Source organism: Nocardia asiatica NBRC 100129, assembly GCF_000308415.1.
GTDB classification, from domain to species: Bacteria; Actinomycetota; Actinomycetes; order Mycobacteriales; family Mycobacteriaceae; genus Nocardia; species Nocardia asiatica.
On sequence record NZ_BAFS01000463.1, the window covers coordinates 1 to 14,129 of the forward strand.

At 68.2% G+C, this 14,129-nt stretch carries 10 protein-coding genes and 1 pseudogene; 6 read left to right on the forward strand and 5 right to left on the reverse strand.

Annotation, left to right across the window (positions count from 1 at the left end):
* Both ON27_RS35955 and ON27_RS35960 read left to right on the forward strand, forming a co-directional pair.
* A partial coding sequence (locus tag ON27_RS35955; RefSeq protein ID WP_043737948.1) for a response regulator occupies positions 1–2,692 on the forward strand: 2,692 nt, incomplete at its 5' end.
* The gene (locus ON27_RS35960; protein WP_051047394.1) at positions 2,692–5,064 is read left to right on the forward strand and encodes a SpoIIE family protein phosphatase; all 2,373 of its coding nucleotides are present in this window, start codon (positions 2,692–2,694) and stop codon (positions 5,062–5,064) included. The genes ON27_RS35955 and ON27_RS35960, both read left to right, overlap by 1 nt.
* 101 nt (positions 5,065–5,165) lie before the next feature.
* On the opposite strand, the gene ON27_RS35965 is transcribed toward ON27_RS35960, so the two are convergent.
* The gene (locus ON27_RS35965) at positions 5,166–5,594 is read right to left on the reverse strand and encodes a hypothetical protein (protein ID WP_043737950.1); all 429 of its coding nucleotides are present in this window, start codon (positions 5,592–5,594) and stop codon (positions 5,166–5,168) included.
* Between the two features lie 31 nt (positions 5,595–5,625).
* Entirely contained in the window at positions 5,626–5,823 is a 198-nt protein-coding gene (locus tag ON27_RS35970; RefSeq protein ID WP_043737952.1) for a hypothetical protein, read from the reverse strand.
* 249 nt (positions 5,824–6,072) lie between these two features.
* Here ON27_RS35970 and ON27_RS35975 point away from each other — a divergent pair, with 249 nt between their 5' ends.
* The 3 genes from ON27_RS35975 (at position 6,073) to ON27_RS43610 (ending at position 9,343) form a co-directional block, all read left to right on the forward strand.
* Positions 6,073–6,999, forward strand: a complete 927-nt coding sequence (locus tag ON27_RS35975; RefSeq protein WP_083888068.1) for a helix-turn-helix domain-containing protein — start codon at positions 6,073–6,075, stop codon at positions 6,997–6,999.
* Positions 6,989–7,195, forward strand: coding sequence for a DUF397 domain-containing protein (locus ON27_RS35980; protein ID WP_043737954.1), 207 nt, complete (start codon positions 6,989–6,991; stop codon positions 7,193–7,195). Before ON27_RS35975 ends, ON27_RS35980 begins: the two co-directional genes overlap by 11 nt.
* 171 nt (positions 7,196–7,366) lie before the next feature.
* Positions 7,367–9,343, forward strand: coding sequence for an NACHT domain-containing protein (locus tag ON27_RS43610; protein WP_157227754.1), 1,977 nt, complete (start codon positions 7,367–7,369; stop codon positions 9,341–9,343).
* Positions 9,344–9,611: 268 nt separating this feature from the next.
* Here ON27_RS43610 and ON27_RS35990 read toward each other — a convergent pair whose 3' ends face one another.
* Complete coding sequence (locus tag ON27_RS35990) at positions 9,612–11,258, reverse strand: MFS transporter (protein ID WP_043737958.1); 1,647 nt, start codon at positions 11,256–11,258, stop codon at positions 9,612–9,614.
* Between the two features lie 338 nt (positions 11,259–11,596).
* Here ON27_RS35990 and ON27_RS42190 point away from each other — a divergent pair.
* Positions 11,597–11,757, forward strand: a pseudogene (locus tag ON27_RS42190) (ATP-binding protein); the annotation flags it as partial.
* A 134-nt stretch (positions 11,758–11,891) separates the two neighbouring features.
* On the opposite strand, the gene ON27_RS35995 reads toward ON27_RS42190, so the two are convergent.
* On the reverse strand, positions 11,892–13,322 hold the full coding sequence (locus ON27_RS35995) for a DUF2252 domain-containing protein (protein WP_043737960.1): 1,431 nt from the start codon (positions 13,320–13,322) through the stop codon (positions 11,892–11,894).
* Positions 13,323–13,562: 240 nt separating this feature from the next.
* Positions 13,563–14,099 carry a hypothetical protein gene (locus ON27_RS36000; protein WP_043737962.1) on the reverse strand — a complete coding sequence of 179 codons (537 nt, stop codon included), beginning with the start codon at positions 14,097–14,099 and terminating at the stop codon, positions 13,563–13,565.
* Positions 14,100–14,129 lie beyond the last annotated feature (30 nt).

Sequence of the window (14,129 nt, forward strand, 5' to 3'; positions counted from 1 at the left end):
CGATCAGCTGTCCGCGTTCGCTGCCGAGGTGACCCGCGTCGCCCGTGAAGTCGGCTCGGAGGGCCGGTTGGGCGGGCAGGCCGAGGTCGAAGGCGTCTCGGGCACGTGGAAGCGGCTGACCGAGAACGTCAACGAGCTGGCGGGCAACCTGACCCGCCAGGTGCGCGCGATCGCGGCGGTCACCAGCGCCGTGGCCGAGGGCGACCTGACCCGCTCGATCACCGTGGAGGCTTCCGGCGAGGTCGCGGAGCTGAAGGACAACATCAACGCGATGGTGGAGTCGCTGCGCGAGACCACCATGGCCAATCAGGACCAGGACTGGCTGAAGACCAATCTGGCCAGGATCTCCGGTCTCATGCAGGGGCAGCGAGACCTGCACGTGGTGGCCGGGCTGATCATGGACGAGCTGGCGCCGTTGGTTTCCGCGCAGTTCGGCGCGTTCTACCTCGCCGACGACAGCGAGGAACAGCCGGAACTGCGACTGATCAGTTCCTACGGCAGCCCGCAGCAGCCGGGCAGCCCGCCGCGGTTCGCTTTCGGCCAATCCCTGGTCGGCCAGGCGGCCCGCAGCCGCCGCACGATCGACGTGGAGAACGTGCCCGGCGACTATGTCACCATCTCCTCCGGGCTGGGACAGACCGCGCCGGTCAACCTGCTCATGTTGCCGATCGTGGTGGAGGACCAGGTCCTCGGCGTGATCGAACTGGCCACCCTGCACCGCTTCACCCGAATTCACCGGGACTTCCTCGACCAGCTGATGGAGACGGTGGGCGTCAACGTCAACACGATCATCGCCAACGCCCGCACCGACGAGCTGCTGGTCGAATCACAGCGCTTGACCACCGAACTGCAAGCCCGTTCGGAGGAGTTGCAGGTACAGCAGGAAGAACTCCAGCGCTCCAACGCCGAGCTGGAGGACAAGGCGGCTCTGCTGGCCATGCAGAACCGCGACATCGAGGCGAAGAATCTGCAGATCGAGCAGGCCAGGCAGGAACTGGAGACCCGCGCCAAGGAACTCGCGCTCGCCTCGAAGTACAAGTCGGAATTCCTGGCCAACATGAGCCACGAGCTGCGCACCCCGCTGAACAGTCTGCTGATCCTCGCGCAGCTGCTGGCCCAGAACCCGAGCCGCAATCTCACCCCGAAGCAGGTCGAGTACGCGGGCATCATCCACTCGGCGGGTTCGGACCTGCTCCAGCTGATCAACGACATCCTCGACCTGTCCAAGGTGGAGGCGGGCAAGATGGACCTCACGCCGGAGCGGGTGCTGTTGCGTCAGCTGCTGGACTACGTCGAGGCCACTTTCCGGCCGATGACCACTCAGAAGAGTCTCCGCTTCCATGTCACGACCGCGCCGGGCCTGCCGTTGGACCTGCTCACCGACGACTCGCGGCTGCGGCAGGTGCTACGGAACCTGCTGTCCAATGCCGTCAAGTTCACCGAGACCGGATCGGTGCAGCTACGGATCGAACCGGCGGAGGCGAGCGAGCTGCCCGCCGCCGTGCGCCAGCACGGCCCTGCCGTCGCGTTCCGGGTGATCGACACCGGTATCGGCATCGCCGAACACCAGCTGGAGTCGATCTTCGGCGCATTCCAGCAGGCGGACGGCACGACCAGCCGCAAATACGGCGGCACCGGCCTGGGCCTGTCGATCAGCCGGGAGATCGCCTACCTGCTCGGCGGCGCCATCACCGCGGAGAGCGCGCCGGGCCAGGGCAGTACGTTCACCCTGTATCTCCCGGTCGCCCGGCCGGACTTCCAGGAGGCGCCGCCGCGTGAGCGGGAGGACGCACAGCGGGACGACAGCCGCGCCGAGCACACTCCCGCTCCCTCCGCGCCCCAACAGCACCGCAGGCTGCTGGTCGTGGAGGAACGCCCGCAAGGTCTGCTGTCGCTGGTCGCGCAGAGCGCCGTCGCCGAACTCGCCGACAGCAACGATCCGCGCGGGCCGGTCCAGGTCGTCACCGCGGTCGGGGTGGAAGAGGCCGCGGCGGCGATGGCCGCCGAAGCGTTCCACTGTGTGGTGCTCGAGCTGGAGATGCCCGACGACGCCGCCCTGCGTTTCCTGGAGACGATGAACGGGGACGCCGCGTTGAGCAGCGTGCCGGTACTCGTGCACAACCGTAGGCTCGACGCCGAGCAGGAACGCCTCCTGCACGATCACACCACGCGTCAGCCGCTCGAGCTGCTGTCCAGCCTGGACGATCTGCGGGAACGGATCGCGCTGCACGTCACGGCCGAGGCGCCCGGCGACATGGTGCCCCTGGTACGGCGCGAGGACGCCCCGGCCACCGCCCCGCAAAGGCCGGACGGCAAACTCGCCGGCCGCACGGTGCTCATCATCGACGACGACGCCCGCAACCTCTTCGCGCTGAGCAGCATTCTCGAACTGCACGGCATGAGTGTCCTGCACGCGGAGGACGGGCGCGAGGGCATCGACACGCTCCTGGCTCACCCCGAGACGGACCTGGTCCTGATGGACGTGATGATGCCCGAGATGGACGGTTACACCGCGACGGCGACGATCCGTGACATGCCGCAGTACGCGAGCCTGCCGATCATCGCCGTCACGGCCAAGGCGATGCTGGGCGACCGCGAGAAAAGCCTTGCCTCCGGCGCCAACGACTATGTCACCAAACCGGTCGACGCGGACGCCTTGATCGCATGCATCCAGCACTGGCTGGGTGCCTGATGCCCGACCTGGACAGACCCGACGCCGATACCGGCGGTCATACGACGACGGGGCCCGCCGTGCACCGCCTCGCGGCCACCGTGGAGCGGTTGCGTGCGGAGATCCAGCAGGCCCAGGCCACCGCCGACGGGCGCGCGCTGATCGAGATGGCCAAGGGCGTGCTGGTGGAACGGCTGCGCTGTGGGCCCGCGCAGGCCGCGCGGCAACTCGGCACCCTCGCCGAGCAGGCGGGCATCACACCGCTGGAGTTGGCTGCCGAGCTGGTCGGCCAAGCGGCCCAGGACGAGGTCAGCGCGGTCGTAGGAGAGTTTCTGCAGCGCACCGCCACGCGCGAGGAGCCTTCGGCGGCCGTGCGGTTGCGCACGGCCGAAAGCGGGCTGCTCGCGGCCGGCGACGCCCACCGGGTGGCGGAGTCTTTGCTCGAGCACGCCGCGATGCCGCTGGGCGCCACGGCTGTGGCGATCTGGTCTGCGGGCGCCGACGCGTCGCTGACCCTGGCGGGTTTCGCCGGCATCAGCCGGCAAGAGGCCGAGCGCTGGCGATACGTGCCGCCCGGGGTGGCGACTCCGGCCCGGCAGGCGCTGGTGGAGCGCAACGCGGTGTGGATCGGCGACCTGGGCCGGTCGGGGCTCCCGTCGATCGGCGACCGCGACGGCGGCCGAGCGGCGATTCCGGCGGGTGCCGGGGGCAAGCTGCTGGGCGTGCTGGAGGTGGGCTGGCCGCAGCCGCTCGCGCCGCAGCCGCCTCAGGTCCACCGGCAATTGGAGGCGCTGGCCGAGCTGTGCGCGCACACCCTGGAGTCGGACACGGCCGCGGTGCGGGCAACGGACCGGTCCGACGTCGCGGATCTGGTGCGGCTCGCGGACGGTCTTTTCGATCCAGCGCTCGTGCTGCTGCCCCACCTCGACGAGGGTGGCGCGCTGGTCGACTTCCGCATCCATCACGTCAACCGTTGCTTCGTCGACCCGGCCGGTCGTCCCCGGGGCTTGGTCAACGGCGCGTTGCTACTCGAGGCGTACCCGATGGCCGCGAGCGATGGGCAGCTGTTGGAGCGGATCGAGCACGTCTTCGCCACCGGCGAGACCTACCGCGCCGACCGAATGTTGTTGACCGAACTGGTCGACCAGGTTCCGCTGACCGTCTCGGTGGCGCTCAGCATCAGCCGCCATGGCGACACCGTGCTCGTGGTGTGGCGGGTGGAGGACGAGACGGCGCGACTGGCGGCGCTGCTGCAACATGCCCAGCGGCTCGGCCGCGTCGGCGGATTCGAGGAGAACGCCGCCACCGGCGAGATCACCTGGAGCAGTCAACTGTTCGCTCTCTACGGGCTGGCGCCGACCGCGGATCCGATCCCGCTTTCGCAGCTGCCCGCGCACGTCCACGACGACGACGCGGATGCGGTGCGACGGTTCCTGCGAACCCTGCTGCGCCACCGCCGTTCGGCCTCGACGGCCTTCCGCCTGATCCGGCCGGACGGCGTGGCCCGGCACATCCGGATCGTCGCCGAACCGGTGCTGGAGGCGGGGCACCTGGCCGCCGTCCGCGGCGCGTACCAAGACATCTCGGCGCAGCACTGGACCGAAGTCGCGCTGTCGGCGACGCGCGACCGGCTCGCGCACACCGAGCAGCACGCCGCCGAACAGAGCCAGCTGGCGCGGCAACTCCAGCAGGCGATCATGCCGGACGCGCAGCCGTCCATCGAGGCGTTCGGGCTGCGCATCGCGGTGCGCTACCGCCCCGCCGAGCAGGACTACACCGTCGGCGGCGACTGGTACGACGCGATCGTGCTGCCCACCAAGCAGATCCTGGTGTCCGTCGGTGACATCACCGGCCACGGCATCAAGGCGGCCACCGGCATGGTCGTGCTCCGCAACGCCCTGCGCGGTCTCGCCGCCACCGGCGCGGGCCCGGGCCAGATGCTGACCTGGCTGAACCAGGTGGCGCACCACCTCACCGACAGCATCTTCGCCACCGCCATCTGCGGGCTCTACGATCCGAACACCCGGGTGCTGCGCTGGGCTCGTGCGGGGCACTTGCCGCCGGTGCTGGTGCGCGCGGGCCAGGCCACCAGCCTGCCCATGCTCCAAGGCATGCTTCTCGGCGCGGTGGCCGAGGCGACCTTCGAAGAAGCGGAACTCCAGCTGGAAACCGACGACACCCTCCTGCTCTACACCGACGGGCTCATCGAGCGCCGGGATCGACTCCTGGACGAGTGCATCGAGCGGTTGCTCGCGACGTCGGCACAACTCACCGGCAGCCTGGACGACCGACTGGACGACCTGCTCGACGGCAGCGACGCGGACACCGACGACGACACCTGCGTGGTGGGCATTCAAGTGGGACCAGGTCAGGACGCGCCGGACGAGGGATGACCGCGCCGATCACCGGCATCGCCGATATTGTCGGCGGTCTCGGTGCGGCGTCAGGGCGCAGGACCCGGCTTCTGACCGGTGGCGATCGGTCGCGCTTCGGCTCACCGGCATCGCCGATGTCGTCGCCGGTCTCGGTTCGGCGTCACGGCGGACGACCCGCTTCTGATCGGTCGCGCTTCGCGCAGGGGAGGAGCCCGGACAGTGCGTGAAAGAGGGCTGCCGCCGGGGTTCGGCACCCTGCTGGTGGTGCACGGAGGTGCGCGCTCTGCCGGTTCGTCGGGCGGGTGCCACCGCGTCGGCACCCGGTGGCCCACTGTGAACTCCTCGGCATCGCGCAGTGCCCGGCCTGCGGCGAGATCCAGTTCGAACGAGTGGTCGTCGTGTCCGGTCGTCGCCGCGATCATCCGGCGGGCGGTGGACCGGATCGCCGACTTGTCACCGGTCACCGTCCAGCGGTCCAGCGCAGGCACATGGATGAGCCAGCGCGGGCCGCAGCAGTGCACGTCGACGTAGTACCGGCGCACGGTCACGGCCTCCCCGCTCGGACGGGACGACGGCGGGTCACTCGGCCCATGACAGAGCCTCGGTGAGGGTCACCGGAGGCGGGGGAGTGGTCGGCACCCCGCCTCCGGGACGTTCGGGTGCGGCGGCCCACTGCCGCAGGGCGACCGCGTAGCGCTCGAGCACGGGCAGCGGCACGCCCTTGTACGGGGCGCGCGGCCGGGGGAACGGAACGCGTCGCGGGAGTGCGTTGGTCACGGGTCCTCCGCTGGTCGAGTGGCGGCGAACGGGAGTCTCGCCGCGCCGAAGACGCGCTCAGTGGAGCACCGGACGCGGGCCGCGTCGACCTTCCCGTGGAAATTCGCGAAGGAAAGTGGCGAAAGCCCTGGACACCTTCCAGCGACCCGGCAGAATGTCGTCTATAAGGCCGAATTATGGCCTTCCACAACGGCTTTCGGAACATTCCAGTACGCGGGTTCGGATCTTCCACAGAAGGGAGCAAACAGTATGGGGGACAGGGACGCGGGCGCCGATGATCGGCAGCTCGAGGCCGACATTCGCGGGACCGGGGGCGTTCCACACCGCAGCCTCGGCCGCTGCCTGCGCGGGATGCGGCAGGAGGCGGGACTGTCCATCGAAGTGGCGGCGCGAGCCATCGGGCGCGGGGCGGGGACGCTGCACCGGCTGGAGACCGGCGCGCCGAACGTGATCGTGCGCGACGACGACTTGCGGCGGCTGTGCAGGCTGTATCAGCGGGTGGACATGCTGCCGGTGTTGAAATCGCTCGCGGCGCAGGGGAGGACGCCATCCTGGTTGGACGAGTTTCCCGATCAGGTGAATCCGACGTTCAACGCGTACATTCAAATGGAGGCGGCGGCGTCCCATCTCACGTTCTATCGGCCTGACATGGTGCCGGGACTGTTCCAAATCCCGGACTACGCGCGAGCGCTGGATCGTGCCTACTTCCCGATGGACACCGCCGATGAAATCGAACGGCGGGTACGAGTCCGGCGCAACCGGCAGGCGTTGATAACCCGTGATTTCGCGCCGCTGGCAGCGATGCTCGTGCTGGACGAGGCGGCGATCAGACGGGTCGTCGGCAGTCCACGGATCATGTCGGCGCAGCTGCGACACCTGGCGGACCTGCCGCCGAACGTGCGGGTCTACGTTGTACCGTTCGGTGCCGGATTCCCGCTGGGAACATCGACCGGTCCGTTCACGATCTTGGACTTCGCTGCCGATGGCGACGGTCGGCCGTTGGAGCCGCCAGTAGTCCATGTCCAGAGCTACACCGGCGACATCTACCTGGAACGTGCCAACACAGTGCGCAGGTACAAGGCTGGAGTCGATGTCATGCGGCGAGTAGCGTTGGACACGCCCAACAGCAAGCGTCTGCTACGGCAGGTGGCGAAGGAGTTCGACTGTGTCCGTTGATCTATCCGGAGCGCGCTGGTTCAAGAGCACCCACAGCTCCGCTGGTAGTGAGTGCGTCGAGATCGCGCATTTGGACGGCGGGCGCGTCGGAGTTCGTGACTCGAAGAATCCCAACGGCGGGGTGCTGGTGTTCACTCCCTCGGAGTGGGACGAGTTCATGTCGGGTGCGCGTGACGGGAAGTTCGACCGGCCCTGAGCTGATCGCTCCTCACGCACCGTTTCCTTCGACGCCTGAGAATGCGGTTCAGCGCAATCAGGCCGGTTCTCGCGGAGACCGTCGGCATAGTAATGCCCTGCACCGGCTCGATGCCGGTCGATCGTTCGACAATGCGCGTGTCGAATGGTGCGGAATGGCAGTCTGTTTCGCGTGACGGGTGTGGAGACGGGAGTTGTCGTACGCGTTGTCGCGGCGCTGTTCAAACCGATGGTGGAGCTGTGGCGACTGTGGCGGCCGCGCACCGACAGGGTGTCGGTCGCGGCCCTGGCCGACGATCTGGCCGAGGCGGCGCGTCAGGAGGAGCAGCGGCTACGGGAGGAGTTGCGGGCGGGGCCGGGCTCGTTCATGCACGTCGGATTCACCGCCACCGCGCAGGCGAGCCCCGGCGAGGTGATCGAGTCGGCCGAGGTGTGGGACATCGTGACCTATTTCGAGTTGCTGACGACGCCACGGCGGTTGATCGTGCTCGGTGAGCCGGGCAGTGGCAAGACCGTGGCCGCGGCCCATCTGGTGCTGGGGTTGCTGGAAACCCGACGAGACTCGGTCGATGCCCGCCGTGCGGTGGAACCGGTACCGGTACGGGTCAATGCCGCCGGCTGGGATGGGAAAGAAGACTTCTCCGGGTGGCTGACCACACGGCTCGGATACGACTACCGCCTGCGCCCCAGGAGCGCGCGGGCTCTGGTCGACGCGGGGTTGGTTCTGCCAGTGCTCGACGGCCTGGACGAGATGGATGCCCACAACGGCGAGGAGTCGCGGGCGCGGGCGGTGTTGAACCGTCTCAACGAAACCCCTTGGGGCAACCGACCGGTGGTAGTCGTGTGCCGCAGCGACGAGTTCGAGGAACTGACCCGCCTCGGTGCGGACAACGGGCTGCATGGCGCGACGACCATCACACTGCGCCCCTTCACCTCCGGCCAGATCGCTGCCTATCTCACCTCCTACCGACGCCGGATCGGCGCGCTCGGGCCGATATGGGCCGAGGTCACCACCCGGATCGCCGACCAGCCGGACGGTCCGCTGGCGCGCGCGCTGAACACTCCATGGATGCTCGGACTCGCCGCCACCGCCATGCACCACGACCCGCGCACCGCCGAACAACTGACCGGCTGCGCCGACACCGATACTGTGCGTGGTCTGCTGTTCGCGGCCCAGATCCCCGCGGCGGTGGCCGGCACCGACCGCACCGGCCGTCTCCGCGGCTACACCGTCGAGAACGTCCGGACGTGGATGCTGTCCCTGGCTCGGTGCCTCGAACATCGCCGTGATCTCGGGCAGGACGGCACCGCCATCCGTCTCGACGAGATCTGGGAGATCGCCGGAACCGCCCGCTGCCGAATACTGCACGGACTCACCGTGAGCATCGCCGTGACAACCCTCATCGTGATCGCGGTGCGTCTCGAGTTCGGGCTCGTGGCCGGACCGGTGGTCGGGCTCGCGTTCGGGCTGTTGGCCGGCCTCAGCCGGTCTCCTCGCGCGAATCGGATGGCGTGGCGTGTCCCCGCACGGTCCCGATGGCGCGGCGGGCTCACCTATGGGCTCGCGGCCGCGCTCACGTTCGGACTCACGGCCGAGCTCACGCTCGGGACCTGGTTCGGCATCGCAGCCGCGCTCACCGCCGGACTCACAGTCGGGCTCACGTTCGGACTCGAAGCCAATGCCGAAGATCAGCTTGGTATCGCTGTCGACGAAAGGCGGCTGATAAGGGACGATGCTCGGGTCGCGGTCTTCACCGCCGGTGTGGTCGCGCTCGCGCTCGCGCTCGCGGCCGGGCTCGTGATCGGGCTCGTCGGTGGACTCTCAGGTGGACTCGTGAACGGACTCACCGGCGGGCTTGCCGCCGGCGCCGTGGGTGGGCTCACCTTCGGGCTCACGCTCGGGCTCATGCGCGGGCTGGCCGCTACGCGATATTTTCTCGCGGCGCTGATCTTCCGGTTCACCTCGTCGTTCGCGCCCCGGCCAGGTTTGTTCCTCGAATGGGCTCGTCGCAGTGGCCTCCTGCGCGTAACCGGCACCGGCTACCAATTCCGGCACGAAACCTACCGACAGTGGCTCCTGCGGCCCTGCACAGACGACGCGGACCGATCCTCGAACACCAACGTGCCACCGCTGGTCATCGCTCCGTAGCTCGACCTCGGCGGCCGATCGGAGATGCGCCATCCGACCAAGAGCATTTCGGTCCGCTCGGGCTGGCTTTCACTTCGGTCAGTTGGCTGTTCGTCCTGTCGGTGGTGATCGTGGGCTCGGCCTCGATCGTCAAGGCGCTGGCCCTCGACGAGACCACCCTCGGCCGCTACCTGCGCGGCCGAGTCGACGGCGACCAAGCATGAAGCCCGCCGGACTGGCACCGGCTCCGGCGTGCGAGGCGAGGTTCGGCCGCCGATGTGCGGGCGTGTCATCGCTCGGCGTCGGATTCGGCTTCCCCTGACGTGCGCCGATCCTTTCCGTTGCGCAGGGCGACCGGTCGCCGCGGCAGCAGACCGGTGCCGAACAGTGCCGCCACCGCGAGCAGGGCCGTCACCGCGAAGGCCACTTGCAGCGCCTCGAGACGGGCGTCGGAGTTGACCGCGAGAACGGCGTCCGCGGTGGTGTCATCGATACCGGCGCTGTCGAGCGCTCCCGCCAGCTGGCTGTCGGACAGGAACGGCACACCCGCGGCCAGCTCCGTCGTGGCTTGTTCGCGCACGGACACCGGAACGGCCGGGTTGTTCTCGATGCCCGTGACGACGGTCGAGGTGAGCGTGGCGATCAGAATCGACCCGATCAGCGCGGTGCCCAGCGAGGCACCGAGAGTGGTGGCGGTGTTCTGTAGTCCGCCGACCTCGGAACTCCGCGAATCAGGCACGGCCGACACCGTGACGGCGCCCAACTGGGAAGCCAGCGCGCCCAGACCCAGACCCATCAACAGCATCGGAATCGACACCACGCCCGCGTTGGCGCCCGGGTCCATCCCGGCGGCGAGGATCACAACGCCGACGATCATCGCGCCCAGACCCAGGCGCACGACCCGGCGCGGGTCGGCATTCGGCCGGAACCGGGGGATGCCCGCCGCGGCCAGGACAAGCGCGATCGACAGCGGAAGGATCCGCACCCCGGTCTCGAGTGCGGTGAGCTCGAGCACCACCGACAGAAACAGCGGCACGGAGAAGAACACCCCGGCTTGAACGGCGAACTGCGCGAAGAACATGCACGAGCCGCCGACGAGTTGTCGATTCCGCAGCAGTGCCGGATCGACCAGCGGGTCACCGCCCCGCTCCGCCAGATACGTCTGTCTCCGCAGGAACAGGTACAACGTGAGCAAGCCACCGATCAGCAGCCAGATGACCGGAGACAGGCCCAGCACGACAGGTCCGCCGGGCTCGGTCCGCACCCACCCCCATTCGCTCGACCGCAACACCCCGTACACGACCGCGCCGAGGCCGATCACCGACAGCAGCGACCCGACGATATCCAGCCGGACCCGGTCGGCAGGAGCGTCCTCGACCCGGCGCAGCACCAGCAAGATCAACAGGACGATCACCACTTCGCCGAAGAAGACGTAGCGCCACGACGCGAACGTCGTCACGGCGCCACCGAGCAGCGGGCCCACGGCGACGGCCATCGCTCCCGCCGCCGCTATCAGGCCGTAGGCCGCCGATCGGCGTTCCGGGGCGAAGTTGCCGGCCACGAGGGCGACGATCGCGGGCATGATCAGGGCCGCGCCGATTCCCTCCAGCAGAGACCACCCCAGCAGGAGAATCGGCAGGTTCGGCGCGAGCCCGGTGATGAACGAGCCTGCGCCGTAGACGACGAGGCCGAGCCCGAAGGTCCGGCGTCGGCCGAGAATGGCGCCCACCTTGCCGCCCGTGATCATCAGGGATGCCATCACCAGCGTGTACAGGGTGATGGCGGTCTGGATGCCGGTGATCGTGGTGCCGAGATCCTGGGCGACAGTGGCCATGGAAACGTTCATCACCGAGCTGTCGAGCGTCATCAAGAACTGCCCCGCCGCCAGCACGCCCAGCACGAGCGAGTTCGACCTCACCACCGGCGCCGACGACATCTGACGCTCCCTTCCCGAACATATGTGCCGACGTCCGAACAATCTCCGCCCGACCCAGCACACACGGATATCCGCTTCGCCCGCACCGGCGGGACTTCGGCCGAGAGAGGCACCGCCGCTACAATTCGAGATCCTGTCGAGGGAGGCGAAGTTGTGCGCGAACTCTGCACCTGCGAATGGGTGAGTTCGAACTTCCCAGCTCCATCCATATCTGCGCTGATATCGCATCCTATCTGCGAAGACCGGCTGTTCGGGCCATAAGCCAGTAGTGCGCCGCGCGCGGCGAGGCAGCCGACACGCGCCTTCGGGGTTCCGGTCACGCCTACCAGCAACCGGGACCACCCGAAATTCTGACCATGACGGCCGACCCCTGCTGGCGCGATCGGCGATGGACCGGCTGCAATCCGCCGCCTACGAACTCGTCGTCGAGGGCGAGTCCTACCGGCAACGGCAGAAGCCGCGCCGCGGCAAACCAGCCGGACCAGCCGGCTCGGATTGACCAGCAACCCGATCATGCGTCACCATCACTGGAACAGCCGCCGCGAGAGACGCCAGCGCGAGCGACGCCCGCGCCCACCACCGCTGGGATCGAGGTGCGGCATCAGCGGACGGGGCGCGGTCACCGTCAACCGATTACACCCCTTGCCACGCGGTGATCGTGCCGTCGTCGATGGCCTTGCGCAGGGCAGCGTGATCGCGTGCGTTCTGGTCGGCGTAGCTCTCGGCGAAGGCGGACATCGATTCCTCGAAATCGTCGTCCGCGTCGAGGTAACCGGCGATCGAGAACCGATCGCCGGCGCGGGCGTGAGCGTGCGCGAGCACACGCGCGCACAGGCGGCCGTAACGAGTCATCAGTTCGGCAGACATGGTCTGGATTTCGGCGGACCCTTTGCCGTCCCGCAGTTGACGGACGTAGAAGTCGCGCACCACTCCGTCTTCGCCCGGTCCTTGCTGCCAGCCGAGGAGGATATCGCTGGCAGCTTGCATCAGCCGCTGCCCGGAGACGACCCGTTCTCCCTGATTGCCGAACGACGGGCCGTCCAGGTGCTTCGCGAGGACCGACGGCTCGGCTTCCTTGATCTGTAGGAAGAGTGGGTCGTTGCCCGGTCCGCGCAGGAGGATGATCCAGGTGCGGGTGCCCACGCTGCCCACGCCCACGACCTTTCGCGCCGCTTGCACGTATTCGAACCGGTCGAACAGGGTCCGCCGGTTGGGCTGCAGCGTGTCGCGGTACCGCCTGAGCCGTTGGATCAGCGTCCGGTTCACCTGCTCTGCGTCGGCGCCGGTGAAGATTTCCTCGATCGGGATGATCAGCGGCGGCGTGCTCGTGATCCGCGGCTGCCCGGCTACGACGGTGGTCAGCTTGGACAGCGCCTGGGCGCTGTCTCGGGTCCAGGACTTGTCGATCGTCTTCTTCACCCGTTTCCTGGTCGGGGGATCGAGGACGTCGCGGAGTTCGCCGAATTGCGTCACGGCGTCGATATGGGAGTACCAGACCGCGAGCTCGCCGCGGGTGGACTGCTGATTCATGATTTCGCGGTACTCGGCGGCGCAGGCGTGAAGGTACTTCCTGCGTTGTTTGCCGCTGTGATTGTTGTCGCGCCCGGCGACCGCGAGGCTGGCGACCAATCTTTTGACGTCCCATTCGAACGGGCCGGGATAGGTTTCGTCGAAGTCGTCGAGGTCGAACGCGAGATTGCGTTCCGGTGTCGCGAAGAGACCGAAGTTGCTCAGGTGGGCGTCCCCGCACAGTTGAGTGATCAAGCCGGTGGTCGGCATGTGCGACAGATCCTCGGCCATGACCACCGCCGCGCCGCGATAGAACGCGAACGGCGTGGTGCTCATTCGCCCGTACCGCACCGGAACCAGGTCGGGAATTCGTGTCGAGTCCTCGGCTCGCAGGAGCCCGAGCGGATCCCGATCAGCGCGGGGCTCGAACGCGGCCAGCACACCGGACGGCGCTCGGACCTGTACGGATCTGCCGTGTGCGGCGCGGTCGGCACTGGCCGATCGGTCGGCCGCGTCAGTGTGTTCGCCGGCCGCGGGATCTTTTCGCTCGGTCATGGTTTCGGCCCACCGTTGGCGGTCTCGCTCGAATAGTGGAATTCATCGGACGCGTTCGGGCTTCAGGTATGAACGATTCTCCACCGGGTGCGTTCGCCGATGTGCGGCAATTGCGGATCTACGCCTGATGTCGTGAACGGCGACACAAGCGCGCGGCAAAAGTGATCGAATTCGATCTGCTCGCATGAGCAGCACGAAATCCCCCGGGGTCGCGGTGCCCGATCGGTTCGCCGGTGCGAATCAGTGGGTCAGGACGACCTTGACCGCGACGACGGTGGTGGCGGCGCACGCCAGCAGGACCGCCCCGAGCATCGTCGAACGATGGGGCCGCTCGCCGTGGAGCCGACCGATGACGAAGACGATGCCGCCGATTCGCACCAGCATGGCGGATTCCGCGAGCACCTGCGCGGTGCGTGGTTCGACCCACCCGATCGCCGCGCCCGCGAGAATCACGCAGGGCAGCACCGCGGAGCTGAGGATGGGCAGGGAGTCGCGCAGGTCTGCCCATCGCTCCTGTGGGGTCAGAGCATGGGTCTGGCGCACCGATTGACCGACGCCTTCGGCGAAGGCATGTGCGATGAACGTGGAAAGGGCCGTGCCGAGGACGACCAGGATGCCGACGTCTTCGGCGGAGGGCGTCACCGGGATCAAGGCGGCGAGAATCAGCACGTTGCCGTAGATGTACGCGCTGATCCGGCTGGCCGCGTTACGGCGGTCGAGGGGAACGCTCCGGGAGAACAAGGGCCCGTGCAAGAGTTCGTGTCTGTTGCCTTCCATCGTTCCTCACTGGAATCGTCGCGGCGGCAC